Source organism: Phycisphaeraceae bacterium (genome assembly GCA_019454185.1).
Lineage (GTDB): Bacteria > Planctomycetota > Phycisphaerae > Phycisphaerales > UBA1924 > JAHBWV01.
The window spans coordinates 350,920-376,917 of sequence record CP075368.1 but is presented as its reverse complement, the minus strand read 5'-3'; the positions used below and the strand labels follow the sequence as shown (position 1 = coordinate 376,917).

24 protein-coding genes are annotated in these 25,998 nt (G+C 66.1%); 8 read left to right on the top strand and 16 right to left on the bottom strand.

What is annotated here, in order from left to right; all coding sequences use genetic code 11:
* Positions 1-104: 104 nt before the first annotated feature.
* Entirely contained in the window at positions 105-560 is a 456-nt protein-coding gene (locus KF838_01560; GenBank protein ID QYK49851.1) for a hypothetical protein, read from the bottom strand.
* A complete protein-coding gene (locus tag KF838_01555) occupies positions 557-1,405 on the bottom strand; it encodes a transposase (GenBank protein ID QYK48554.1) in 849 nt (282 codons plus the stop codon). The genes KF838_01560 and KF838_01555 overlap by 4 nt, the downstream gene beginning before the upstream one ends.
* Before the next feature lie 95 nt (positions 1,406-1,500).
* Here KF838_01555 and KF838_01550 point away from each other — a divergent pair, with 95 nt between their 5' ends.
* The 6 genes from KF838_01550 (at position 1,501) to KF838_01525 (ending at position 7,516) form a co-directional block, all read left to right on the top strand.
* Positions 1,501-2,637 (top strand): MFS transporter, encoded by a 1,137-nt coding sequence (locus KF838_01550; GenBank protein ID QYK48553.1) that lies wholly within the window; start codon positions 1,501-1,503, stop codon positions 2,635-2,637.
* A 367-nt stretch (positions 2,638-3,004) separates the two neighbouring features.
* Positions 3,005-3,802 carry a hypothetical protein gene (locus KF838_01545; protein ID QYK48552.1) on the top strand — a complete coding sequence of 266 codons (798 nt, stop codon included), beginning with the start codon at positions 3,005-3,007 and terminating at the stop codon, positions 3,800-3,802.
* A 226-nt stretch (positions 3,803-4,028) separates the two neighbouring features.
* On the top strand, positions 4,029-4,403 hold the full coding sequence (locus KF838_01540; protein QYK48551.1) for a type II toxin-antitoxin system HicA family toxin: 375 nt from the start codon (positions 4,029-4,031) through the stop codon (positions 4,401-4,403).
* A complete protein-coding gene (locus KF838_01535; protein ID QYK48550.1) occupies positions 4,400-4,876 on the top strand; it encodes a type II toxin-antitoxin system HicB family antitoxin in 477 nt (158 codons plus the stop codon). Before KF838_01540 ends, KF838_01535 begins: the two co-directional genes overlap by 4 nt.
* A 244-nt stretch (positions 4,877-5,120) precedes the next feature.
* Positions 5,121-6,449 carry a flavodoxin-dependent (E)-4-hydroxy-3-methylbut-2-enyl-diphosphate synthase gene (ispG, locus tag KF838_01530; GenBank protein ID QYK48549.1) on the top strand — a complete coding sequence of 443 codons (1,329 nt, stop codon included), beginning with the start codon at positions 5,121-5,123 and terminating at the stop codon, positions 6,447-6,449.
* 176 nt (positions 6,450-6,625) lie between these two features.
* A complete protein-coding gene (locus KF838_01525; protein ID QYK48548.1) occupies positions 6,626-7,516 on the top strand; it encodes a helix-turn-helix domain-containing protein in 891 nt (296 codons plus the stop codon).
* A gap of 7 nt (positions 7,517-7,523) precedes the next feature.
* On the opposite strand, the gene hisD is transcribed toward KF838_01525, so the two are convergent.
* From hisD to KF838_01480, 9 genes are all read right to left on the bottom strand, one after another.
* Positions 7,524-8,789 carry a histidinol dehydrogenase gene (gene hisD, locus KF838_01520; protein ID QYK48547.1) on the bottom strand — a complete coding sequence of 422 codons (1,266 nt, stop codon included), beginning with the start codon at positions 8,787-8,789 and terminating at the stop codon, positions 7,524-7,526.
* Positions 8,786-10,237 (bottom strand): phosphoribosyl-ATP diphosphatase, encoded by a 1,452-nt coding sequence (gene hisE / locus KF838_01515; GenBank protein QYK48546.1) that lies wholly within the window; start codon positions 10,235-10,237, stop codon positions 8,786-8,788. The genes hisD and hisE overlap by 4 nt, the downstream gene beginning before the upstream one ends.
* Entirely contained in the window at positions 10,234-11,043 is an 810-nt protein-coding gene (gene hisF, locus KF838_01510; protein QYK48545.1) for an imidazole glycerol phosphate synthase subunit HisF, read from the bottom strand. Before hisF ends, hisE begins: the two co-directional genes overlap by 4 nt.
* A complete protein-coding gene (gene hisH / locus KF838_01505; protein QYK48544.1) occupies positions 11,037-11,834 on the bottom strand; it encodes an imidazole glycerol phosphate synthase subunit HisH in 798 nt (265 codons plus the stop codon). The genes hisF and hisH overlap by 7 nt, the downstream gene beginning before the upstream one ends.
* Positions 11,834-12,478 (bottom strand): imidazoleglycerol-phosphate dehydratase, encoded by a 645-nt coding sequence (locus KF838_01500; GenBank protein QYK48543.1) that lies wholly within the window; start codon positions 12,476-12,478, stop codon positions 11,834-11,836. The genes hisH and KF838_01500 overlap by 1 nt, the downstream gene beginning before the upstream one ends.
* Positions 12,475-14,313, bottom strand: coding sequence for a TIGR01548 family HAD-type hydrolase (locus KF838_01495; protein ID QYK48542.1), 1,839 nt, complete (start codon positions 14,311-14,313; stop codon positions 12,475-12,477). The genes KF838_01500 and KF838_01495 overlap by 4 nt, the downstream gene beginning before the upstream one ends.
* 72 nt (positions 14,314-14,385) lie before the next feature.
* Positions 14,386-15,333 (bottom strand): ATP phosphoribosyltransferase, encoded by a 948-nt coding sequence (hisG, locus tag KF838_01490; GenBank protein QYK48541.1) that lies wholly within the window; start codon positions 15,331-15,333, stop codon positions 14,386-14,388.
* Positions 15,334-15,639: 306 nt separating this feature from the next.
* Positions 15,640-17,178 (bottom strand): hypothetical protein, encoded by a 1,539-nt coding sequence (locus KF838_01485; GenBank protein ID QYK48540.1) that lies wholly within the window; start codon positions 17,176-17,178, stop codon positions 15,640-15,642.
* A gap of 19 nt (positions 17,179-17,197) precedes the next feature.
* Positions 17,198-17,842, bottom strand: a complete 645-nt coding sequence (locus KF838_01480; protein ID QYK48539.1) for a hypothetical protein — start codon at positions 17,840-17,842, stop codon at positions 17,198-17,200.
* Between the two features lie 147 nt (positions 17,843-17,989).
* On the opposite strand from KF838_01480, the gene KF838_01475 reads away from it, so the two are divergent.
* Positions 17,990-18,931, top strand: coding sequence for a sugar phosphate isomerase/epimerase (locus tag KF838_01475; protein QYK48538.1), 942 nt, complete (start codon positions 17,990-17,992; stop codon positions 18,929-18,931).
* 16 nt (positions 18,932-18,947) lie between these two features.
* On the opposite strand, the gene KF838_01470 is transcribed toward KF838_01475, so the two are convergent.
* The 4 genes from KF838_01470 to KF838_01455 form a co-directional block, all read right to left on the bottom strand.
* Positions 18,948-19,697, bottom strand: a complete 750-nt coding sequence (locus tag KF838_01470; GenBank protein ID QYK48537.1) for a hypothetical protein — start codon at positions 19,695-19,697, stop codon at positions 18,948-18,950.
* A gap of 81 nt (positions 19,698-19,778) precedes the next feature.
* On the bottom strand, positions 19,779-21,050 hold the full coding sequence (locus KF838_01465) for a Gfo/Idh/MocA family oxidoreductase (protein QYK48536.1): 1,272 nt from the start codon (positions 21,048-21,050) through the stop codon (positions 19,779-19,781).
* 9 nt (positions 21,051-21,059) lie between these two features.
* Positions 21,060-22,082 carry an FAD:protein FMN transferase gene (locus KF838_01460; protein ID QYK48535.1) on the bottom strand — a complete coding sequence of 341 codons (1,023 nt, stop codon included), beginning with the start codon at positions 22,080-22,082 and terminating at the stop codon, positions 21,060-21,062.
* A 7-nt stretch (positions 22,083-22,089) separates the two neighbouring features.
* Positions 22,090-23,427, bottom strand: coding sequence for a Gfo/Idh/MocA family oxidoreductase (locus KF838_01455; protein ID QYK48534.1), 1,338 nt, complete (start codon positions 23,425-23,427; stop codon positions 22,090-22,092).
* Positions 23,428-23,632: 205 nt separating this feature from the next.
* Between KF838_01455 and KF838_01450 the strand changes: the two genes are divergently transcribed.
* Positions 23,633-24,508 (top strand): sugar phosphate isomerase/epimerase, encoded by an 876-nt coding sequence (locus KF838_01450; GenBank protein ID QYK48533.1) that lies wholly within the window; start codon positions 23,633-23,635, stop codon positions 24,506-24,508.
* A gap of 10 nt (positions 24,509-24,518) precedes the next feature.
* Here KF838_01450 and KF838_01445 read toward each other — a convergent pair whose 3' ends face one another.
* Positions 24,519-25,865 (bottom strand): MFS transporter, encoded by a 1,347-nt coding sequence (locus tag KF838_01445; protein QYK48532.1) that lies wholly within the window; start codon positions 25,863-25,865, stop codon positions 24,519-24,521.
* Between the last annotated feature and the right edge of the window lie 133 nt (positions 25,866-25,998).

The following is a 25,998-nucleotide window of genomic DNA, read 5'->3' as shown; positions in this document are numbered from 1 at the left end:
ACGCATAGCATCGCCCTTCGCCCGCTCCGAGAACGGACGGTGCAACGACGATGCACGGACGCGACCACCAACAACCCGAAGAGCCCGCGCTCACGCACGATTCATCACCAGACGGTGCCGGCGCTATAGCCCCCGCTCCGCCCGGCTCCCTCCTGCCCGATCCGACACAACTCGAACAGATCGCCCCCGTCGCGCCCGCGCCGTCCCGTCCCTCTCGTCTTGGCGTACTCCGCCACGCCCACTACCGCACCATCTTCATCGCGGCCTTCGGCTCCTACCTCGGCAGCTGGTTCGAGTTCGTCGCCATCCGCTGGATCGTCTCGCAGCAGACCAAGTCCGAGGCGTGGATGGGGTACCTCGCCGCCGCGCAGCTCGGCCCGACGCTCATCCTCGGCATGTTCGGCGGCCTTGTCGCCGACAGCGTCAATCGCAAGACCCTGATCGTCGTCACGCAGGTCTGCATGATGCTCATCGCCCTCGCGATGGCCGCTGCCGCGTACTTCGGCTTCGCGACGCCCCGGGTGCTGCTGCTCCTCATGCTCGCGAGCTTTTTGCGTCATCGCTTCATTGCCTGTGTGTGTCGATCAAGGATGATGATGGCTTGGATCCATCGACGGACTCGCTCGATGCCGCGCACGTGCGGCGGGATAAGCCCCACATGGTGGGTCATTTCCAGGCGTGCAAACACACGCTCGATCACGCGCCGGAGTGACAGCAGGCCCCTGCCGAAGCCCGTCATGCTCTGCTCCAGCATGTCGATGGCTCGACGGCGGTCCGGATGCGTTCCGGACCGCCGCACGCCGCGACCCACGCGGCAGTCCTTCCGCGGAACCACCAGTTGTCCGCCCTTGCACGCGCAGAGTTCATAGAGCTTCACGCTGTCGTAGTTCGAGTCGGCCAGCACATACCCGTTCAACTCCATGTCTCGCATCATCCGCTTGGCCATCACTGCTTCATGGCAGTGCATGGGCGTGAGACGCCAGGAGACGATCGAGCCCGCGAGATCGCAGATCGCATGGAGCTTGTAGCCGCGCAGTCCCCATGCGCCGAAGGTCGCGGTCCGGTCTCCGGAGTGCGAGGCGACGCGCAGGGCCTTGCCGTCAAGAGCCAGCACCAACGCTCCCGATGCAGAGACCAGATTCTCCGCCTCCGCCGCGGCAAGTAACGCCTGGACGCTGGTGGTTCTCAGCCGCCGGCTCATCCTGCTTGGCGAGGGCAATCGACCACGCCGCCACAACGGCCATGCATCGCGTCGGCACGCCCAGGAGGTGGGTCGTCGGTGCAAGACGGCCCAGAGAAAGGTCAGCACGATGTCCGCATCGGTGAAGGTGAAGCGACCGCCACGCGGGCTCCGATCCAGCTTCCGCACGCTCGCCGCCAACACCCTCCAACTCGCGTTGTCCATGCTCGGTCTCCTGTCTGGCAGCTCCACCAGTGGGACCGAGCATGGCATGAGCCATCAGATCGCGCAAGTCTCCACAATGGAAACACTTGGAACACATGGCGCAAAATGCTCTCGCGCACGGCATCGCTGTTGCCTTCAACATGCCGGCGTGGCAGGTGCTCACGCCGCGTCTGGTCCCCCGCGAGGATCTCTCGAAGGCCATCACCCTCAACGGCATCTCCTTCAATGCCGCACGCGTCATCGGCCCCGCCACCGGCGGCCTGATCATGAAGGCCTTCCAGGGCTCGGCCCCGGTCGCGCTGGCCGGCACCGCGATCGTCGCGGCGGACGCCCTGGGACCAGCAGCCCCCGCCGCAACCGAGAGCACCGCATCCATCAGTCGGGGCGTCTCCGCGCTTCTTCTCTTCAACGCCATCACGTTCATCGGCGTGCTGCTCGCGGTCCTGACGACGCCCGATGCGCCCGCCCCCGCCGCTCTCCGCGGCGCGTGGAAGAAGCCCGGCATCGCCTGGAAACGCACCGCCGAGGCCCTTTCGTGGACGTGGCGACGCAAGGGGCCGCGGGCCGCGCTCGTCGCGATCGTGATCTTTGCTGTTCTCGCGACGCCCATCATGCAGCTCATGCCGCTGATGGTCTCGGAGGTGTACGCCAGGCAGGAAGATGTCTTCGGCCTGCTGCTCGCGCTCATGGGGTGCGGCGCGGTCGTCGGGGGCTTCGCGATGAAACTCATCCCGAAGTGGTACCCCATGCACCACTTCATCCCGCTCAGCATCCTCGGTGCCGGGCTCTCGATCCTCACCTTCTCGCTCATCAACGTCGAGACCTACGCCTACCCCGTCATGTTCATCATCGGGATCTTCTGGATGTGGGGCTTCAACGCCTGCAATGTGGCCATCCAGCACCTGGTTTCAGAGGAGATGCGCGGGCGCGTCTCCGCCGTCGTCAACAGCATCGCGCTCGGGCTCATGCCCGTCGGCACGTGGGTCGCTTCCGCGGCGGGCCACAGCGCGGAGCACGCGCTGAAATCCGTGCGCCCCGAGTGGATACACACGGGATCCGCGACGCAGCTCGGGCTCGCGATTGTGTCCGCAGCACTCATCGTCGCGGCTCTCGTCATGCTCATCTGGCGCACGCCCGAAGTCGATGGCATCGAGCCCGGCCAGCCGGGCTACGACCGCAAGCCGGGATTGTGGCGCGGGATCACCGCGTCGACGCATCGGCCACGCAGATAGAGCCGCGACTGTGAGCGAGTGGGTTGGCTTGAATGGAGCCCCGAGCGCAAGCCCGGCAGTGCTTCACTAGGGAGGGGCGTGGAGAAGTGGGCAATATCGAACGCGAAGAGAACGCAGAGGTCTCAGAGAGCGCCGAGTGGCGCGGAGGAAGAGGTTCACCACTGATCGCAGACTCGCCTCGGCGAGGGGCCACGGAGGACCACGGAGGAGAAGATGAAGGGGATGCGGAAGGGGCTGGGGGGCAAAGGGATGGAGGGGCTGGGGTCCGCTCGCTGACGTTTGCGGCTCGGTTCGAGTCGGATGCCTCGGCCTGGAGCACTGGTTCCGTCTCGCTGGGCTCGGCGGGAACCAGTGGCACCCGAACATCATGTGGCACCGGAACAACCTGTGGCTGGAGCACTGGTTCCGCTTCGCTGGGCTTGGCGGGAACCAGTGGCACCCCATCATCCAGTGGCACCGGAACAACCTGTGGCACCGGAACAACCTGTGGCCGGAGCACTGGTTCCGCCTCGTTGGGCTCGGCGGGAACCAGTGGCACCCCATCATCCAGTGGCACCGGAACAACCTGTGGCACCGGAACAACCTGTGGCCGGAGCACTGGTTCCGCCTCGTTGGGCTCGGCGGGAACCAGTGGCACCCCAGCAATCTGTGGCACCCCGACATCCTGTGGCATCCGAGCATCGTGTGGCACCCGAACAGAGTTTGCGTGCGCGACGGCGAGGATGGAGTCGTCGATGGGGAGGATGCGGGAGAGGCGGTAGAGGTGGTGGCAGGCGCGGCGTGCGCCCTCGGCTCTGCGGAGTTCGAGGCGCTGGGCTTGCAGCGATGTGTCGGCGAGGATCGCTTCGCCGGGGAGGAACGAGCGAGCGGGGTGGGCGTTGAGGTGCGAGGGTGGGAGCGGGTCGTGGCGGGACGCGCCGGGCGCGAGGTGTTCGTGCTGAGCGCGGAGTTCGCGGGCGTGGGCGCGGGTCTCGGTGTAGTCGTCGATGATGGTTTGCAGGACGCCGACGGTGGAGGCGAGAGAGACGGAGGCGGCCATGCGCGTGTGGGCGCAGCCGCCTTTCTCGATGGCGAGCATCTTTTCGCGCGTGTCGGGCTCGGTGAGCCACATCGCAAGGATGTCGACGGCGATGCGGAAGTCGCGCGCGACCGAGCAGAGCGATGAGCCGGGGTGGCAGAGCGCGGAGAGGATGGGGCTGTGGAGGTGGGCGGGGATGAGGGAGGAGGGGGATGGGGAAGGGGCAGAGGGGCAAAGGGACGGAGGGGCAGAGGGAGGTGGATCACTCGCCATCGGGCGAGTGGCACGAGGAGGTGCAGAGCCACCGCTCTGGCCCCCCACGGCGGAGCCACCAAGAGAGGAATCATCAAGAGTTGCCGCGGCGTGTGCGACCATGGGTACGGGTAATGTACGTTATGACGAGGCCCGTGTCAATGGGTTTTGTTTGGTATCGGTGACCTTTCTTGTAACCTGCGTGTTGTACGTTGGTTGCGCTGGATCATCGCGTTCTTGGCGGGAGAGAGGTCGGGCGGAATCGCGAGGACGTTGTGTTCTGCACACGGTATGCTATAGTGCTGGGGTGAACAGCCGCGAGGTTATCCGGAGGTTGGTTGCCGACGGGTGGGTACTTGCCCGCACGAAGGGGAGTCACCACCAGTACCGGCACGCGACGAAGCCGGGGCTGGTGACGGTGCCGCATCCGAAGCGGGATCTGCCGACCGGAACGCTGCGGAGCATCGCCAAGCAAGCCGGATGGAGCAAGCCATGAACTACCCAGTTGTGATCCATAAGGACAAGAAGAGCGACTACGGCGTGAGCGTGCCGGATCTGCCGGGATGTGTCTCTGCGGGCAAGACCGTTGATGATGCGCTCGCGATGATCCGCGAGGCCATCGAGCTTCATCTGGAGGGCTTGATCGAAGAGGGTGGCGTGGTGCCTCTGCCATCGGCGATTGAGGACCTGCGTGATGATCCGGACTATGCGGATGGAACGTGGGCGATCGTGACGGTGGATGAGTCGACCTTGCGTGTGAAGATCGCGCGGGTGGGGATCACGATGCCGCAGCGGGTGCTGGACGCGATCGATCGGCACGCGAAGGCGACGGGGGAGACCCGATCGGGTTTACTCGCGCGTGCGGCGGTGCGGTACATCGGGCGCGAGGCGGGCTCGATGCCGGAGGCGAAGCGGGGCGGGGCGAAGCTGCGGAAGATGCAGAAGCAGAGCAAGCGTCGGTCGGCGTGAGAGGGGGCGGAATATCCCGAGTGACCTCGCGGACGGTTCGGGGTGCCCGGGAGGACCTTCAAGACGATCCGCTCGCTCACGCGCGAGGTTCTCTCTGGACGTTCGCCTTCTCCGTGCCCTCCTGTCGCCCCTCGCCAAGGCGAGTCTGCGATCCGCGGTGAACATCCGGGGCATTTCCTCGTACTGGAGGCGGCAACCACGAGCTCGCGCTCGGGGCTCCCTTCGTCCCTCTACCATTGCCCGCATGTTTACCCGCCGCCCAACCAGACAGATTTCCGTCGGTGACGACCGCGTCGGCATTGTCCGCATCGGCGGCGGCATCGCCGACCGCGCCGGCAACCCGACGACCCCCGCGCCGGTCTCCGTGCAGACGATGACGGCCGGGTACACGCACGATGTGGAGAAGTGCATCGCGGAGATCCACAAGCTGACGACGGCGGGGGCGGACATTGTGCGCGTGGCGGTGCCGGAGAAGAAGGACACCGATGCGCTCAAGGAGATCCTCGCCGCGGTGAAGGTGCCGATCGTCGCGGATGTCCACTTCCACTTTCAGCGTGCGCTGGAGGCGGTGGAAGCGGGTGTCCACAAGATCCGGCTGAATCCCGGCAACATCAGCGACCGCAAGCAGGTGATCGACGTCATCCAGGCGTGCAAGGCGAGGAACCTCCCGATCCGCGTGGGCGTGAACGAGGGGTCGATCATCGAGCGCAAGGACAAGCAGAAGCGTCAGAAGGAGCTGGGCGCGGTCTTCAGCGAGCACAAGCACGGGTATCTGCTGGCGATCATGATCGCGAAGCTCGAGGAGTACCTCGATATCTTCTACGAGCAGGATTTTTACGACATCTCGATCTCGGCGAAGTCGATGGATGCCGCGCTCGTGATCGACGCCTACAGCGAGATCAGCAAGCGGTTCGATCATCCGCTGCACCTGGGCGTCACGCACGCGGGGCCGAAGGAGACGGGGTGCATCCGGTCGATTGCTGCACTTTCCGGGCTGCTGACGCGCGGGATCGGCGACACGATTCGTATCTCTTATGCCAACGACCCGATTTATGAGGTTGAGGATGGGCTGGAGCTGCTGTGGTCGTTGTCGCTGCGCGAGCGCGTGGGGGTTGATCTGATTGCGTGTCCGACGTGCGGCAGGATCCAGGTGGATCTCTTCACGCTGGTGCAGGATGTCCGCAAGCAGCTCGCGGCACAGGTCACGGTGCCGATGAAGGTCGCCGTGATGGGGTGCATTGTGAACGGGCCGGGGGAGGCGGAGGGCGCGGACGTCGCGGTCTTCGCGGGCGATCGGCGCGGCATTATCTATGTGCAGGGGGAGAAGGTCGCGAACGTGCCGGAGCCGGAGATTCTGGAGAGGTTGCTCGCGGAGTGCCTGGCGTTTCAGGGGCGGGTGCTGCGGGGCGAGGCGCAGCTGGGTGAGAAGAAGGTGGACATCGTGCCGCCTGATCCGATCGGGGAACTCGGGAGCGGTTGGGAGAAGATCGCGCGTGAGAAGCTGATCGCAGGTCCGGCAGGATCCGGGCCTCGGGTGACACCCCCTACACAGGTCACATTTGGCCAGACTTGATCAAGATGAACGATTTTTGCTGCTAAATCGGCCTGATGATGCCGACAAAAACGTGAAGAACGTTCAGTGTTGAATCGGCCCGGCTGAGCGATCCGAAGGCGAAATTGCTGGTATTGTTGAGCCACGTGAGGGTCGTCATGACTTCATCGCATGTCGAGCGCGGACATTCTCATTCTGTGAATCGTTCAGCCCTTCCGGAGCCGGAGCTTTCGTTATCGCCGAAGGAGTTGGCGGCGGCGGTCGGGCTGAGCGAGTCAACGCTGAAGCGTTGGGTGGACTCGGGCGTGATTGCCGCGGCGAAGACGCCGGGCGGGCACCGACGGATCCCGAGGTCTGAGGCGATTCGGTTGATCCGCGATTCGAAGTTGTCGCTGGTGAACCCGGATCTCTTGGGTGTGCAGGATGTGGACACGGCCCGGGACACGCCGACCTCGCCGGGGCTTGAGGGGCTGCGGCTGTTTGAGTTGCTGCGCGATGGGCAGGAGCGGCACGCACGCGGGCTGCTGATCTCGCTGTATCTGTCGGGACGTTCGGTGATCGAGATCTGCGACGGTCCTGTGCGGGAGGCGATGCACCGCATCGGCGAGTTGTGGCAGCACGAGGAGTCGGGGATCTATCGCGAGCATCGGGCCAGCGACATCATGGTGAACGCGCTGAATCACCTGCGCGGGCTGCTGCCGGTTCTGCCGGAGCACGCGCCGCTTGCGATCGGCGCGTCACCATCGGGGGACCCTTATGTGATCCCGTCGCTGGTGGCGTCGATTGTGTTGGAGTCGGCGGGGTTCAGGACAAGCAACATGGGGCCGGACCTGCCGATCTCGGCTCTGCGGGCTGCGGCAGCGGACCTCTCGCCGTCGCTGGTCTGGTTGAGCGTGAGTTGTGATGACATCTCGGCGGAGACCGGCAAGGATGCGCTGCGGCTGGCGGATGAACTGGCGGCCCGGCGGATCGCGTTCGTGATCGGTGGGCGGAGCCGCGCACTCATTCCGGCGAGCCCGAACGCTCATCACGCCATGTCGATGGGCGAGCTGGTCGCGTTTGCGAAGGGCGTGTTCACGACGCAGTGAGCAGGGTTCAGAGGCGGATCTCCGCGGCTCGCGCGTGGCCTTCGAGGCCTTCGATGCGGGCGAAGCGGGCGATGTCGCTGGCGAGTGCGGGATCTGGCAAGGCGGGGCCGGAAGCGAGGAATGTGCGGGCCTTGAGAAAGGTGAAGACGGAGAGACCGGCGAACGAGCGTGCGGTGCCGCCCGTGGGGAGGGTGTGGTTGGGTCCGATGCCGTAGTCGCCGAAGACCTCTGCAGCACCGGAGCCGATGAAGATCGCGCCGTAGTTGTTGAAGCGATTGGCGATGGCCGCGGCGTCGCGTGTGAGGATCTCGAGGTGTTCGGGGGCGATGTCGTCGGAGGCGAGGATCAGGTCGTCAAGGGATGGGACGACGCACGCGAAGCCGTTGCCGAGGGAAGCGCGGGCGATCGCGGCGGTCGGGAGGGTTTCGAGCTGGCGAGAGAGTTCAAGGTCAACGCGCGCGGGGAGCGTTGCGTCGGTGGTGACGAGCATGGGGATGGCGTCGGGGTCGTGCTCGGCCTGGGCGAGGAGATCGGCGGCGATGGTCGCGGGGTCGGCCGAGTCGTCCGCGATGATGAGCAGCTCGCTGGGGCCGGCGAGCATGTCGATGGCGACGCGGCCGGAGACGAGCTGCTTCGCGGCTGTCACGTAGCGATTGCCGGGACCGACGATGGCGTCGCAGCGCGGGATGGGCTCTGCGCCGTAGGCGAGTGCGCCGATTGCCTGGGCTCCGCCGATGGCGAGGACACCGTCGGCGCCGGCGATGGCGGCGGCGGCGAGGGTGGCTTCGGAGGGACGAGGTGAGGCGAGCCAGACCTCGCGGACACCCGCGGCACGGGCGGTGACGGCGGTCATGAGGACGCTGGAGGGGAGCGGGAAGCGGCCGCCGGGGGCGTAGCAGCCGGCGCGTTCGACGGGGGCGATGCGGTGGCCCATGGTGCCACCGATGGGAGATGGGAGTTTGATGTTGATGATGGATGCGCGCTGGGCGAGGGCGAAGGCGCGGATGCGCTCGGCGGCGCGTTCGAGGATGCGGCGGTCGGCGTTGTCGATGCGGTTGAGTGCGGCGGTGAGGCGCGGGCGATCGACGATGATCTCGTCGGCGTGCTTCACATCGCCGAGGCGGATGGCGTGCTCGACGACGGCGGCCATGCCGCGGTCGCGGACGTCGGTGAGGATGCGGGAGGCGATGGCGAGCGTGTCGGCATCGACGGGGTCTTTGCGAGAGAGGCGGATGTCGGCGGGTGCGATGAGTTTGAGGAGAGGGGCGGTCATGGTGTGGCCTCGGCGGGCGGTGCGGTCACGGGCGGCTTGGCGTTGCCGGGGCGACGCGTGATTTTTCTGGCGCGGCGGTCGAGCTCGCGTTCGACGTCGGCGAGGGAGACGCCGGCTCCGGCGAGGCGCGCGAGCGTGAAGTAGAGAACATCGGCGGCTTCGCGCGTGATGTGGTCGCGGTCGGTCGCGTCCATGAGTTCGCCGGCTTCTTCGAGCAGCTTGGAGCGGAGGAGAGAGGGGTCGCGAAGGAGGCGGGAGGTGTAGGAGGGAGTTTCAACGCGGAGGGCCGCGGAGGGAAGCGGAGGAGAAGAGGAGGAGGACTCACCACAGAGGCACAGAGACTCAGAGGGGGAAGAAGTCGGCAGGGAAGAGGGAGCGGAGGAAGGAGGAGCATGGGGAGGGGGAAGCGCGCTGACCCGAAGCGGGTCAGTGGCACGCTTGATAGTGGTGAGTCGTGATTCGAGGGAGGCGAGGCCGCGGGAAGGGCCGAAGCAGGTGCGGGCACCGGTGTGGCAGAAGCCGGAGCCGTCCTGCTTCACGGTGAAGCGGATGGTGTCGCGGTCGCAGTCGAGTGAGACGGCGAGGAGTTGCTGGGTTGCGCCGGAGGACTCGCCCTTGCGCCAGATGCCGGCGCGGGAGCGGGAGAAGTAGACGCCGCGGCGTTCGGAGAGGGCGAGTCGGATGGACTCGGGTGACGAGTAGGTAAGTCCGAGTGCGGCGCCTCGCTCGTCGGCGACGACGGTCGGGATGAGGCCGTCGGGGCGGTCGGTCTTGAGCATGGCGACGAGGGCGTCGGCGATGGTGAAGGTGCCGGTGTAGAGGGCCATGCCGATCTGGGCGTCGATGCCGAGCCCGTCGAGGGCGGCGATCTCTTCGACGCTCTTCACGCCGCCGGCGATGGTGAGGCGGCAGCCTAGGGAGCGGGCGAGTTCGCCGAGTTCGGCGGCCCGCTCGATGTTGGTGCCCTGCATGGTGCCTTCGACCTCGACGAAGGTGACGAGGAACTCTCCTGCGAAGTCGGCGAGGTCGCGCATGCGGTCGGCGATCTTCGTGCCGGTCGAGGCGGTCCAACCGTGGGTGACCACGTCGCCGTCGCGGGCGTCGAGGGCGGCGATGACGCGGTCGCGCGGCAGGTCGCGGAGGACATCGGGGACGGCGCGTGTGCCGAGAACTACTCGAGTTGCGCCGGCGTCGAGCCAGCGGATGGCGGTGCGGGCATCGCGGATGCCGCCCCCGACGCGGCAGTCGGCGATGTTGAGGAGGGGCTCGATGAGCGATTCGTTGGTGCCCTTTCCGAGCGCGGCGTCGAGGTCGACGACGGCGATCTCGCCGACGAGGCCGAAGTCACGCGCGATGGGCGCGGGGTCACCGGCGTCGATGACCTTGCGTTTGCCCTGCACGAGCTGCACGGTCTGACCACCCATGAGATCGATCGAGGGGATGATCATGCGACGTACTCCTCGGCGGTGGTGTTCGCCGGTTCTTCGCGGCGGACGCGGAGGCCCAGTTCGGCGAGTTCGCGCTTGATCGCGTCCGGGGTGGTGAGGCCGTCGTGGAAGATGCTTGCGGCGAGCACCGCGTCGGCGCCGGCTCTGACGGCATCGGCGAGGTGCTGCGCGTTGCGTGCGCCGCCGGAGGCGATGACGGGGATCTCGACGGAGGACGCGATGAGTGCGAGCAGATCGAGGTCGTACCCGTCGCCGGTGCCGTCGCGATCGAAGGAGGTGAGGAGGATCTCTCCCGCGCCGCGTGATTGGCCTTCGACGGACCACGCGAGAGCGTCCAGCGGCTCGGGCGTGGTGCCGGAGCGGGTGAGGACGGTGTAGGCGGACGAGCCCGCCTGCGACTCGTCGCGGCGTGCGGCGTCGATGGCGAGGACGGTGCATTGTCGTCCGAATCGGTCGGCGAGGCGCGTGATGAGGTCGGGGTCGCGGACAGCGGCGGAGTTGACGCTCACTTTGTCGGCGCCGGCGTCGAGGAGGCGTGCGGCGTCGTCGATCGATCGGATGCCGCCCCCCACCGTCAGCGGGATGGAGAGGACGCGTCGGATGGCTCTGACGGTTCGCGCGGCGGTTGCTCTTGCCTCGTTGGTGGCGCTGACGTCGAGCATGACGATCTCGTCTGCGCCGGTCTGTTCGTAGAAGGCGGCGCGGGAGGCGGGATCGCCAGCGTCGCGGAGCGATTGGAAGCGGACGCCCTTGACGATGCGTCCGTCGCGGACATCAAGGCAGGGGATCACGCGTGTGGTCAGCATCGCGAGCCCTCGCACGCATCGCCAGCGCCGACTGCGGCAGCTGGACTCAATTGGCCACGGGCGCGGGATTGGGCCAGCACCGCATCGGCTTGGTCACCCTGATCGTCCGACGGCTCGATCGTCGGGCGTCCGATGACCCAGCGGCGGATGAGGTCCAGTCCCCATCGGCCGCTGAGTTCGGGGTGGAACTGGGTGGCGACGACGAGGCGGTCGCCATCGCCCTGTTCGATGGCGGCGACGGGGTTTGATTCGCCGTGGGCGAAGGTGCTGCCGCGCCACCCGCGCGGGATCTCGGGGAGGGCGTAGGAGTTCGCGAAGTATGCGTAGCCGCCGTTGAGCGTGCGGCAGGAGTGGCGGGGCTCGGTGAGGTTCCAGCCCATCTGTGGGACGCGGAGTCCGGGGGCAGCGGGGAGACGGCGGACGACGGCATCGATGAGGGAGAGACCGGTCACGCCCGGTGATTCTTCGGAGCCACGCGCGAGGAGTTGGAGGCCGAGGCAGATGCCGAGAGTTGAGCGGCCGACGGCGAGCCGCTCGCGGATCGCGGAGACGAGGCCGCGCTGGGTGAGTTCGGACATGGCAGCGCCGAAGGAGCCGACGCCGGGGAGGACGAGCCGTTCTGCGAGGAGCACATCGGCGGGATCTGAGGTTGGAATCGGGCGTGCGCCGACGCGTTCGACTGCGGCGACGACCGATGCGAGGTTGGCGGAGCCGGTGCGGACGATGTAGACGTCGCGTGCAGCACCGGGGTCATTCGTGAAGATCGCGTCGTTGTCGAGGTTTGAGACCATCAGAGCACCCCCTTGGTGCTGTTGGAGACATCGGTGGGTGAGAGCGTGGGGTCGCGGCGCACCGCATCGCGGAGGGCGAGCCCGAGGGCCTTGAAGGCGGCCTCGGCGCGGTGGTGGTCGTTGGCGCCCTTGAGCACGTCGACGTGGAGGGTGAGGCGGGCGGACGCGGCGAGCGTGTTGAGGGCGTGGGTGATGTTCTCGCAGGCCCATTGCCCGACGGTCGGACGCGTGAGACCGAGGTCGATCGAGGCGGTGATGCGGGTCGCGAGGTCGACGACGGCGCGGGCGAGGGCCTCGTCGAGGGGTGCGTAGGCGTGTCCGAAGCGGACGAGTCCGACGCGGTCTTCGAGGGCGCGATCGATCGCCTGGCCGAGGACGATGAAGCAGTCCTCGGAAGTGTGGTGGTCGTCGACGTGGAGGTCTCCCTGGGCGATGAGGTCGAGATCGAAGCGAGCGAAGAGGGCGAGGGTGGCGAGCATGTGGTCGAGGAAGCCGATGCCGGTCTTGACCGAGGCGCGGCCGGAGCCGTCGATGATGAGGTCGGCGGTGATGGAGGTCTCGCGTGTGGATCGCTCGATGCGGGCGCGGCGGAGTGCCACGTTGGAGCGTTCTGATGAGGGCACGCTTGTGGGTGTGGTCGTCAAGGGAGCAGCTCCGTGATCTTTGAGACTGTGTTGAGAACGCGTGCCGCGCCGGATGCGACGAGGGTTCGACCGGCTTCGAAGGCGCGTTCTTCCGTGGCGCGGTCTCCCGGCGCGATGACGCCGATGGATGCGACGCCGGCGCGGCGTGCGGCGATGAGGTCGTCGGGGGTGTCGCCGATCATCCACGCGGCTCGTTCGCCGAGGCGTTCGAGGGCGATGGTGATGGGGCGCGGGTCGGGCTTCGGCGGAGCGTCTTCCATCGTGACGACGACGGGGAAGAGGTCGGTGATGCCGAAGTGCTCGAGGAAGCGTTGGGCGTCGCGACGTGGGCGTCCGGTGACGATCGCGAGGGTGAACCGGCGGGCGAGGGCTTCGAGCTGGGCGCGGTCGATGAGGAGGGACTCGGATCGCCAGAGGCCGGGCTTGCGATCCGGGTCATCGGGATCGCCCTGGTAGAAGGACTCGAAGGTGCGGATGACGTCTTCGAGCGGCACATCGACGCCTCGCGCGAGGAGCAGGCGGCGGGTGAGGACCCAATCGTTGTTGGCGTTGCCGGCGTCTTTCGCTCGCGCGATGTCGGTGGCGGAGAGGTTGACACCGAACGTGGCGGCGGTGCGCACGATCGCCTGCCGGTATGACGCGGAGACGTCTGCGATGACTCCGTCCATGTCGAAGAGGATGGCGCGGGGGCGGAGCGCGGAGGTCAGGGCGGTGCAGAGCCGGTTGAAGGCGACCGGTTCGCCTGGGAGTGTGATTCGGAGGTAGGACTCCAACGCGCTCCCGACTGGTAAGCGACGGACGGCGATTCCCTGGGAGGCCAGGAGGTCGGCGACGAGGTGGGCGCTCTGACGCGGTTCGTCGAAGCGTGCGAGGACGAAGTTTGCCTTTGACTCGATGGGCGCTGCGCCGAGGTCGCGGAGGTGCTCGATGAGTTCGCGGCGTTCGAGGCGGACGCGCCGGGCGGCGGCTTCGACGCGGGTTCGCCCCGCTTCGTACCACGCGGAAGCGATCGCGAGCGAGGGGCCGCTGACGGCGTAGGGGTGCCCGACGGCGCGGAGCCAGTTGATCACTTCGGCGGGTCCGATGGCGTAGCCGACGCGCAGGCCCGCGAGTCCCCAGGCCTTGGAGAAGGTGCGGACCGCGACGGCGTTCGGGAGTGAGAGGACGAGTTCGGTGAGGTCTTCGTCGGCGTACTCGGCGTAGGCGAGATCGACGACGAGTAGCCCGGCGGGGATGGCGGCAGAGAGGCGGCGGATGGACTCGGCGGGGATCGCCTGGCCGGTTGGGTTGTTGGGTGTGACAATGAAGATCGCGGCGGTGCGCGGTCCGATCCTGGATTCGATCGCTTCGACGTCGAAGGGCTCGCCGAGCCACGGGGCCTCGATGACATCGGCACCTGCGAGGCGGGCGTAGCGCGAGAGCATCTCGAAGGTGGGCGTGGTGAGGATCGCTTCGCGACCGGGGGCGAGAACGGCGCGGGTGATGCGTTCGAGGGCATCGTCGGCGCCTGCGGTGACGATGACGCGATCGGCGGTGACGTTGTTGCGGGCGGCGATCTGCGCTTCGAGTGCGGCGGCTGATGGGTAGCGGCGGAGCGATTCGGATGCGTTTGGCCTGAGCCATTCGAGGAGGACGCCGGAGGGCGCGGGGCCTTCGTTGGCGTCGAGCTTCAGGTCGATGGGGCGTGGCTGTGCGCCGGGGGTGTAGGGCTTGAGCGCGCGGAGGATCGGCGCGGGGCGGGGGCCGCGGACGGAGTCGGTGTTGATGAGGTCTGTAGTTTCGACGGGGATGCGCGGGGTGGCGCGGGATGAACTGTCTGCGGTTGCGGAGGCCATGTGCGGGCCTTTCGTGTGTGTTTCGGGCGGCGGGATGGTGTGCCAGCCCGGATGTGTGTGCTGGTGATTTAGCTAGGGAACGACTTGCGCGATGGGTGAGATGACGAGGTCTGTGCCGCCGGCTTGTTTGATGGCTGGGATGAGCTTCGGGAGTCTCTCACGGGGAACGGCGGCCTTGACGGCGAAGGCGCGTGGTGTGGTACACGCGCCGGCGTGGAGTGGGGAGATGGTGGGTTGTCGCATGCAGGGGAGGATGGCGACGACGGCGTCGAGCCGATCGGCGGGGACGTTGACCTCGAGCATGACGCGTTTGCGGGCTTCGAGGACGGAGGAGAGGAGGAGTGCGAGGTCGTTGATGGCGGCGCGTTTGGCGTCGTCAGCCATGGCGGCGCGGCTTGCGTAGAGGCGTGTGGAAGAGGTGAGGAGTTCGTCGACGACTTCGAGGCCGTTGGCGGCGAGTGTTGCGCCAGAGGCGGCGATGTCGACGATGCAGTCGGCGTCTTCGGGGGGGAAGACCTCGGTCGCGCCGTAGGAGCGGACGAACTTTGCGTCGAGTTCGCGCGAGGCGATCCAGGCGCGGGTGAGGCGTTCCATCTCGGAGGCGACCACCAGGGGGCGGCGCGGGAGGCGGCCATCTTCGAGGATCTGGGTCGGCGCGGCGGCGACGACGCGGACACGGTCGAGCCCGGTATCGAGGACTTCGACGATGTTGGCGTCGAGTTCGGCGACCCAGTCGGCGCCGGCGAAGCCGACATCGCGCGAGCCGACCTCGAGCATCTCGATGATGTTCTGGGGCTTCAAGATTTTGGCTTCGACGGCGGGGAGGGAGAGGGTGGGGCGATAGCCGCGGGCGGAGGCGGAGAGACGGATGCCGGCTTCGGCGAGGAGTGCGACGATGCCGTCGTACATGCGTCCCTTGGGTATGGCGACGTGGAGTGTGCTCGGCGCGGCTTCTGTGATCGCGGGGATCGAGCCGGGGAGATCTTGTCTTGTGGTGCGGGCGGGGCTGAGCGTTGTCATGGTCCGGGGTCCTGCTTGGGGCTCCCGGCCGACTCGCTCGCTCTGGATAGCGAACGACGCCGGCTTTCGGGAGCCGGCGTCGAGTGGGGTCTATCCGCTGGTTACAGCGACCGCACCATCACCGGCACTCGCCTGAGGCGAGCGGCTTCATGCAATGCTGAAGCTGGTGAAGGGCTTTGGTCACGGGGAGAGTGTTGCGCGAGAGGGGCATGCTGTCAAGGGTTCGAGGAGGCGCGGTTGATGGATTCATGTGCTGCTGATGAGCGTTCAGGGTGTCTGTTCGGCGTTGCCGGGGGGCGAGCTGGATCAGCCGCCCGTTTGCGGACCTTCGGAGGGTTGGGCGCCGGGTTCGTGGTTGTGCTGTTCGGGCGGCGCGTCTGAATCGACCACTCTGAACGGGATCGACGGGAGGATGGTGTGGAGCGGAGGGAGCGCGGGGAGGCCGTAGATGGCGCGGATGCGGTTCTGATCGGTGACATCGGGGTTGATGGAAGCGTTTGAGGGGCCACCCATCCCCATGAGTCGGAGCTGGCCTGCGGCGGGTGTGTTGGACTGGGCGTACCAGTTCGTGTTCGCGGTCGGTTCGAGCGAGACGGCGGCGAGCCAGAGGTGTGGATCAGGCGGGGGTTCAGGGATGTCTCGGATGACGATGATGTCGCCGACGCGATAGGCGATGATGTCGGGCGTGAGTGAGGCGTCGAGGGTGGAGATGAGGGACTGGCGTTCGGTCTCGGATGCAGCGGAGATGATGGGTGCAAGATCAACACCACCCGCGATGACCGCGGAGGTACTCGAGAAATTGTCGCCGAGGAGGTCTGCGATCGTGACCTTGCCTTCGAGGAAGAGTGATCCGAGGTGCCTCTCGCGCCCGTCTTCTGCGGCCGCATCTCGGAGAGCGAGTGAGACAGCGGCGACATCGGCCTGGGCGCTGGTGGAGAGCGTGCCGATCGCGGTGGTGGCGGCTCGCACGGAGAAGAAGATCGCGACGGCCATTGCGGCGGCGAACGCGAGCATGATGGCTACGGGCACGAGCATGCCGGCGATTGCGGCGCGCGTCTTGGTGACTTTGTGGGCGACTCGGAGCATCACGGAGAATGAGACGCCCCACCAGATCATGCCGACGGGTCCGGTCATGAAGCCGAAGACGGGGACTCCCCAGAAGATGTTGGATCCGGAGGAGATCGCGGCGGCGTGGATGGTGGTGCGGAGGGTGCCTGCGGGCTTGCCCCCGCGCAGGACCAGATGGGATGCGGCGGCGGCGATCGGCACGGCCACATACATCAGGAGCCCTGAGCAGGCGACGCCGACAACCCATACGAGGAGCGCGAACCAGCCCTTGGCGTTGATTCCGAACGGCAGAAGAAATGGGGCGAGCGTGACGAATGGGAGGATCACGCTTGTCGCGGAGGCGAGGGCGGCGGTGAGTGCGGCGTAGCCGAGTGTGCGTGAGAGCCGCGTCGAGGGGCTGGTCGCGAGGATGAGCGCGGCGGGCGTGCCCATCGAGAGCACCGTGGTGTGGAGCCAGTCGCGGATGGTGGGTCTGCCGGCGCGTTCGATCCATGGGTTGCCCCGCGCGCGGGTCTTTCGTTCGTCGATACCTGCGGCGGGGACGAGGATCATCTCGTCCATGCGGATCTGGTGTTGGCACGAGACGCAGGTGAAGTCGTCGGGGACGAGGTGGCCGACGCGGGAGGTGCCGTAGTACTGCTGGGCGCAGTGCGGGCAGAGGAAGCGAATGGAGTTGGGTGTGAAGCGGAACTGCGAGGGTGCGAAACCGGTGCCGCACTCGGGGCAGGTGCGGTCTTTGAGGTTCCAGAGTGCGTAGTTGCAGACCTTGCAGAACATCGTTCACCTTCGAGGGTGTTTATCGCCACAGGCGAGTCTGGCGTCGGATCGGCTTCACGGAGAACCAGATGAGGAGGAAGGCGGGGAGCGCCATGGCTACGACGAAGGACATGAGGAGCGATGTCCAGACCATCACAGAGGTCATGCCGGGAACCTGAGGCCCGATTGCGCCCGCATTGCTCATGGCGGCGAGGTTGTCTCTCTGCATGCCGGTGGTCGCCCAGGAGACGAAGATCGCGTAGGGGATCCGGAGCAGCGACCAGATGATCAGGAGATGGACGCCCAGGCGACGACGGGTGAGGAGCATCGCGCCGCCGAAGATGGCGACGACGGCGAGCACCCCTGCGATCGCGTAGCACGCGAGGAGGTATGGCTGCCATTTTTTCGCGACGTCGATCATCTCTCCCATGCCCATCCCACCGACACCGAACAGCGAGTTCAGATCGATCAGCGATGCGGCGGCAGATCCGATTGAGGCGATGAGTCCGAGCCCCTGGAGGACGATGACGCCGATGCCGATCATGTTGGGCCAGATGCGTCCCTCTTCGTTCGGCTCGACCGGTCCGGGCGAGGTCGGAGGGTGGAGGCGGAGGGGTGCGGATTGGGCGCTTGGCGCGAGGGGCGGGGCGTGGTCGGAGACCGGATTCTGAGGGGCTTCATCCACGAATGCTCCAGTCTAACCGGGTGTGTGCGTCTGCGGGTGTGGATCTCGGTGGGGAAGGGGGTGCGTGCCTGAGGCGGCTTCGATAGCATGATACGGAAACGGGTGTCGGGATTGTCACCGAGGTCGAGCGAACGGAGTATGGCGAGCATGGCACACAGCAGGCAGGCGGTTTCTCGGCGTGATGCGCTGGTTGCGATCGGCGGGGTGGGGCTCGCGATGGTTGCTCCGTTCGGGCGGGCGTTGGGAGTGGGCCGCGGAGGGGGCGTGTTGCCGATCTCGCTCGCGCAGTGGTCGCTGCATCGGGCGTTGTTCGCGAAGGAGCTGGACAATCTCGACTTTGCGCGAACGGCGCGTGAGAGTTACGGCATTGAGGCGGTGGAGTATGTGAACGCGTTCTTCTTCGACAAGGCGCGGGATGCATCGTACATCGGCGAGATGCGGAAGCGGGCGGATGGCGAGGGCGTCAAGTCGCTGCTCATCATGTGCGACAGGGAGGGGGAGCTGGCGCACTCGGACGAGGCGAAGCGGAAACAGTCTGTTGAGAATCATCGCAAGTGGCTGGAGGCGGCGGCGGCTCTGGGGTGCCACTCGATCCGCGTGAACGCGGCCGGTGATGCGCCTTGGGACGAGCGGATGAGGCACGCGGCGGATGGGCTGCGGGCTCTGGTTGACCTGGCGGAGCCGTATGGGCTCAACGTGATTGTTGAGAACCACGGCTCGCTGAGCAGCAACGGGGAGTGGCTGGCGGGCGTGATGAAGATGGTGGATCATCCGCGCTGCGGGACGCTGCCGGACTTCGGCAATTTCTGTCTGGACTGGTCGCGAGCGAGCGATCCTGAGGCGTGGTACGACCGGTACAAGGGTGTATCGGAGTTGATGCCTTACGCGAAGGGTGTCTCGGCCAAGAGCCACGAGTTCGACGCGGACGGGAACGAGGTCCGGACGAACTACCGCCGGATGATGAAGATCGTGCGCGACTCGGGGTACACGGGTTACGTCGGGATCGAGTACGAGGGTGACAAGCACTCGGAGCCGGAGGGGATCCGTCTCACCAAGGCGCTGCTGGACCTGATCGCGACAGAGAAGTGAGCGGGTTTCGCTCGGCTTACTCGGACTGCTTCTTCGCGGGGAGCCAGAGGTCGAGGATTGAGAGCAGGCACATGAGGCCTGTCGAGATGGCGTAGGCCGGCCCGGCGACGAGGATGGCCTTGACCCAGATCTCGTTGTCGCGCGCCAGCCACCATGCGCCGAGATCGACGAGGAGCGAGAGGCCGGAGACGCCGATCAGGAGGGAGCCGAGCCCCTTGCTGAAGCGTGACCCGAGCATGAAGACGCCGAGGACGAGCGAGAGCGTGCCGAGGGCAAGGGCGTGGGTGTGGGTCGATGCGGCGAGGATCTTGATGTCTGTGGGCTTGATGTTTTTGGCGAAGGCGAGACGGCGCACGTCGTCGAAGAACTCGAGGGGGATCTTTCTGGCATCTGGGTCGGCCGAGTTTCGGTTGTGGCAGGAGATGCAGTTGGTGGCGATGATGGCATCGGGGGCGTTGTCGCCGAGGTCGATGTTGTCGAAGTCTTCGCTGATGCGCCCGGAGATGAGCCAATCTGTGAGGACCTTGCGGGCCTGTTGGGGGAGTTCGGGGGGGTGATTGGCCTTCATGGCCCTCATGAGCGGGGCGTCGGCGGTGACGCCGTGGTATGCGCCGGCGATGTCGTCGTAGGAGACGCCCTTCTGATCGTCGCGGTTCTCGTGGTGCCAGATGAGATGCGTGGCGGAAGCGGCGAGCCCGCCGACCAGCACGAGCATGAGCATCGTGAGGCCGAGCCGCGCCATGAATGGAAGGTGCCTGAACTGCATGGAGCGGTGTTTCCTGCTTGCAGAGCGAGCGGCTGGAATGACGCTCGGGTGCGGAGGTGGTGGGCGTGCCGGCGATCGGGATCAGACTTTGAGAGAATCGGGCGAGATGTCGATGCGAGAGCCGTCGAGGACCGCCTTGTTTGCGAGGATTGAGATGGCGGTTGCGCGGAGGCCTTCATCGGCGGAGACGACGGCGGGCTTTGCGTTGGCGATGGCGTCGATGAAGTCGCCGATTGCGTAGTAGACGGGCGGGTTGGGGAGTCCGACGCCTTCTTTCAGTTTGCCCTGTGAGGCGAGTTTGGTGGCATCGGCGATGAGGGTGATGCCCTCGTCGTTGTGGAAGCGCTGGCGATTGGCGTAGACCTCCCACCCCTGGGTGGGGGCGTCGGCTTCTTTGAACATCCACGCGGCGGTCCAGGCGAGTTTGATGGCGGCGTTTGTGCCGTAGAGGACCTCGTACTGGCCCTCGTATGAGTTTGCGAGGGTTGCGGACCAGTCCAGCCGCGCACCGTCTTCGAAGAGGAATGTCGCGTGTGTGGTGTCGGGGACCTTGCGTCCATCCTTGTGGAGTCGGATGGAGCCGGTGCCGGAGACGGAGACCGGATACTTGCCGAGATACCAGTTGAAGACATCGACCTGATGGCAGCCGAACTCGCCGGGGAGCCCGATGGAGACCTCGGGGTCGAGGCGCCAGTTGAGGGCGCGATCGTCTTTGGGATCGCTGACGGGGACGCGCCATTCGTTCTTGCGGTTGCTCTGGGCGCGCATGGTCACGAGGTCGCGGACCGAGTCTGAGCGGAAGAAGGTCCTGGCGAGTTTGTAGATGGGGTTTGACCTGGCGTAGAGGCCGACGTGGACGACCTTGCTCGAGGAGCGTGCGGCCCGCGCGATCTCGGCGCAGTCCTCGATCGTGTGGGCCATGGGTGCTTCGATGAAGACGTGCTTCCCTGCTGCGATGGCGTCGAGCGAGATCTCTTTGTGCGTGTGTGTCGGCGTGACGACGAAGACGACGGTGACATCGGTCGCCTTGGCGAGGAGGTCTTTGTGATCGGCGTAGCCGGTTGCGCCCTGCACGCGGCGGAGCGCGGCGGAGAGGCGCGAGGGGACGATGTCGCAGATCGCGGTGACCTTTGCGTTCTCGAACTTGGAGAGCTCGTCGAGGATCGCCCGGGCGTGGCGGCCCGCGCCGATGACGGCGACGTTGATCGGGTCGGCCGCGAGCCCTCGAGCGAACGACCACTCGGGGGTGAGGGCGAGGATGGCGACGCCGGTTGCTCCGGCGGTCTTGATGAACTGGCGACGGCCGTTGGAGGGCGAGCCGCCGGAGAGATGTGCAAAGTCGGTTCCCAACATCGAACGCTCCTAGCAGCGCGAGCCCTGTGAGACCGAGGGGCCCGGCGGAATTGTGTGTGTAATGTACGGACGGTGAGGTCCGACAATCGACCATTGGCGAGGGGGATTGGAGCCGCGTGCCATCGCGCTCGTGAGGGTTTCGGGCATGCTCTCGGGGCGTGAGCCGAGGACGACGAGAGCGGTGGACCACGCCTCGCAGCGTGCCGCGGGCCAGGGATCGACCGCGTTGCCCGTGAGCGCCGACGCAACGGCGGCGGCGAAGACGCCCTGATCGGCGGGCGCGCCGACGCGTGGATCGATGATGTGGGTGGTGCGGCGTGATCCGTCGGGTGTTTCGACGGAGCGTCCTGACGGGGACGAGAAGGAGAGGGCACCATCACAGAGCGTGATGACGGGCGAGTCTGCATCTGATCCCATGGCGATGCGCCACCCATCGGCTTCCGGGGGGGAGCCGATGGCGACGATGCTGCTGGTTCCGCCGTGGACGAGGGCTCGCTCGATACCGAACTCTCGCAGATGTGACGCGGCCATGTCGATGGCGAAGCCCTTGGCGATGGCTCCGAGGTCGAGGACGACGCCGGGGGAGTGGAACCTGATTGTGCGGCGGTCGCAGTCGAGTTCGACGGCGGCCATGCCGCGTGGCCCGAGCGACTGGCCCCACGCGGGATCACCGTGGGTTGCGTGATCGCCGGATTGGTCGTCGGCCGGGAGTATTGCGCCGTCGTGCAGCCCGAGGGCTGTCATGAGCGGGGCGATGGCGGGATCGAAGGCACCGTCTGAATTGCGGTGCACCTCGCGGCAGATCGAGAAGAGTTCGAAGAGTTCCGGTTCGAGAGGGATCGCGGCGTTCAATGCGTTAGCGTTGATATAGGAAAGAAATGAGTCTCGCCTGAAGAGGGAGAGCCGGTTGTGCCAGTGGGTGATCTCTTCGAGGACGTGGTCTGCGATCGGCCCGAGGCGCGAGGGATCATCGTCGTCGAGCACGAGCTCGAAACGAGTCCCCATCGCGAAGCACGCCGCCCTGTGGATCATGTCACCATCACGCCGGCGAGGCCGTCATCGTCTTGGGATCGAACGAGAAGGCCTTGCCCTCCCACATGGAACGGGTGGCGAGGTCAACGATGACCATCACCTTGGTTGAGAGATCGACGCCCGCGGGGGGCTCGTTCCTGGTGCGGACACAGTCGAAGAAGGCGACGCGATGGACATCCTGGTCGTTGCCGATGTTCTCGCATTCGATCGTTCTGCCCTCGACCTCATCGACGAAGAGTCGCTCCGGGCGGACCTGGCAGTTGACGCTGCCGAGGTAGAGGTTGGCTTTGTAGCCGCGGATCATGGTTTCGAGTCCGACCTCGTTGCAGGTGGAGCCGGCGACGATCATCTGTGTGCCGTTCTCCATGGTGATGACGAGATTGGTGAGATCGTGGTTCTCCATGGCCTTGTCGATGATGTGTGATCCACTTGCGACGACGCGTGTGGGCCACGGGGAGTCGAGCGCGAGGAGGAGGGGCGTGACGACGTGGACGAGGAGGTCGCCGATGATGCCTGTGGAGAAGTCGCGGTAGCGGCGCCAGCGTGCGAAGATCTTGGGATCCCACTCGCGTGAGCCGAGCGGGCCGCACCAGCGGTCCCAGTCGAGATTTTCGCCGGGCTTCCAGTTCTTGTCGATGCCGTAGTAGTTCCACTCGCCGTCCTTGGAGGAGCGGCAGTAGCTGGTCTGCGCGAGGGTGGGGTGTCCGATCTCGCCGGAGCGGATGAGCTTCCTGGCTTCGTGGTAGCGCGGGAGCTGCATCATCTGCGTGCCGATCTGGAGGATGACGTCGGGGTGCTTGAGGGAGTATTCGCGGAGGGCGAGCGCCTCATCGAGGCGGAGTGTCATGGGCTTTTCGAGGTAGACGTCTTTGCCTGCGGTGATGGCGTCGATGGCGTGCTGCGCGTGCCAGTGCTCGGGGCTTGCGATGAGCACTGCGTGGATGTCCTCTCGGGCGAGGAGATCCTCGTGCTTGCGGTAGGTATCGACCTTGACGCCCGGCTGCTTCTCTTCGCAGAGCTTCTTGGCTCTGGCCATGTGCGAGTCGCAGACATCGCAGACGGCGACGATCTGAACGTTGGTGCGTCCGTCCTTTGAGAGTTTGATGATCGCATCGCAGTGGCCGGTGCCCATGCCGCCCGTGCCGATCACGCCGAGGCGGATCGGCTGGCCGTCGGGAACGGGGACGCGCTTGGCGGCCTTGATCGAGGATGACGGGGCGTAGACAGATGGCTTCTTCGCGGCACCTGCGAGCAGCGCGCCCGCACCCGCGAGAGCAGCGGTCTTGACGAGAAAGTCGCGCCGGGTATTGCCGGCACCGTTGAGATGAGAGTTCGAGCCGCGCATGATCACTCCTTCGTCCCTAGCCGTATACCACGCTGCGAGCCGTGGGTGCTCGCATTGACGTGAAAAGTGCGGAATCCGTCAGGATCCCGCTGCCCTATCAGCATACAGCAGATAGAGAACGCTGCAAGTGGCTTGGCCGATTCCGTGACGGATTGCCGATGAAGACCACCCCTATTCGACAGCAGACGATGGCGCGGAGGCCCCGATGATTGGAAGAGTCGCAGTGTGTTCGTGGTCCCTGCGGGCCAAGTCCGGCGCGGAACTCGCAATGCTCGCCACGTCGTGCGGGATCTCGCACGTTCAGCTTGCGCTGGACCCCCTGCGTCGAGGGGGCGAGATTCATGGACCAGATGGGGTACAAGCCGCCAACTGGGGACTTGAGGAGACGCTTGCGGCGCTGTCGGAGGCCGGGGTCGGGGTTGTCTCCGGGATGATGGCGTGTAAGGGCGAGGATTACACCTCGCTGGAGACGATCGAGCACACGGGGGGTGTGCGTCTGGATTCGACGTGGGCGGACAATCTGATTGCCGCGAGAGAGAATGCCGCGATCGCGAAGCGGCTGGGGCTGAAACTGGTGACGTTCCACGCGGGGTATCTGCCGGGGTCGACGAACGACCCGGAGCGGCGGGTGCTGGTTGACCGGATCAATGCGATTGCGGATTGCTTCGCGGCGGTGGGCGCCGAGGTCGCGCTCGAGACGGGGCAGGAGACAGCGCAGACGCTGATCGGCGTGCTTGAAGAGATCAACCGGCCGGACCTGGGTGTGAACTTTGACCCGGCGAACATGATCCTGTATGGGAAGGGTGAGCCGATCGCGGCAATGAAGGCCCTTGAGCCGTGGATCCGGCAGGTTCACATCAAGGATGCGAAGCCGACGAAGGTGCCTGGGACGTGGGGCGAGGAGGTCGCGGGGGGCACGGGGGCGGTGGACTGGGCCGCGTTTGTCGAGATCGTGCGCGGGCTGACCGATGCTTCGGGAAGGGCGCGGACGATCGATCTGGTGATCGAGCGCGAGGGGGGCGATCAGCGCGTGAAGGACATTGTGGGGGCGCGGGAGATGATTGAGCGACTTATGCGGTGAGGTCCGGCAGCTACGCGTGCTCTGTGGTTGTCGCTTTCGACGGACGGAAGAGCACAACAAAGGCCACGAGAATTACGGCGGCCATGATGCATGGCGCCATCCAGATCTTGTCCCATGCGACAATGGTTGCTTGCTCGGGCGTGCCCTGTCCGACGACCGACGTGTGCTTGTTCACGAGCCAGCCGAACGCCTGCGCACCGATCAGCATGCCGAGGCCCTGCGTGAGAAGGACGAGAAATCCTTGGGCCTGGCCTCGGATGTGTGGCGGCGCCGACTTCTCGACGAAGACCATTCCGGTCACAAAGAAGAAGTCGTAGCAGATGCCGTGGAGGAGGATGCCGCCGAGGACCATCCACTTAACGTCGTCGGAGCCCGCGCCGCCCCACGCACCGGCGAACAGCCCATAGCGGACGACCCACGCGAGCATGCCGACGGCGAGCATCCACTTTGCGCCGAGGCGGGCGAAGCAGAGCGGCATGATGAGCATGAAGAAGATCTCTGACATCTGGCCGTACGACATCGTCATCGTCGCGTTGGTGAAGCCCGTGGCCTCAACGAAGTTGCGGGCCTGGTTGTAGTACCCCGCGAGCGGGATGCAGAGCAGGAACGACGCGATCAGGAAGACGAGGTACGACGGCTTGGCGAAGAGCGCCAAGGCATCGAGCCCGAGGATCTGGCGGACGGACGACTTTGTGCCCTTGAGCGGCGGCGGTGTGTGGGGCAATGAGAGACTGAAGATTCCGAGCAGGATGCCGGCGGCGCCGGTGACGTAGAACTGCATCGGCGACTTGTCGCCGCTGGCAATCCACTCGACATCAAGCCCCCACGTCTTCAGATTGCCGCCCACGACGATGTTTCCGACGATCCAGCCAATTGTGCCCCAGACGCGGATCATGGGGAACTGGCGCTCGGGCTTGGTCATGTGCGTGAGCGCAAGACTTGTTGTGAGGCCGAGCGTCGGCATGTAGCAGAGCATGTGAAGGAGGAGCAGCAGGATGTAGGGCTGGAGGTAGGCGGCTCCCGAGGTCTTGGAATCGACGAAGGCCGCGGCGGACTGGGGCACCAGCAGCATGACGACGCCACCGAGAACGTGGAGCGCGGCGAGGACTCGCTGCGTCGGGAAGAACTTGTCGGCGATCATGCCGAGGAAGAAGGGCGAGACGATTGCCGCGATCGGTCCGACGGTGTATGCCCAGGAAATCAGGCCTCCCATCCCCTTGTCGAGCATGAAGCCCGTCTGCGAGACATACCAGGCACCCCAGACAAAGAACTGAAGGAACATCATGACGGAGAGGCGGGCGCCGATCGCGCCTTGGGCTGCGGGTGGGGGGAAGCCGGGGGCCGGGGGGATGTTCATCGGGTAGGTCTCGCTGGGGTCTCGCTCTGCGCTGGCGGGCCTTGCTGCCGTGCGCCGGGGGGTGCTTTGGTGGGGACCGAGTGTAAAGACCTCTTTGCGCCGCGTAAAGCACCCTGGTTTCCCACCATCTCGG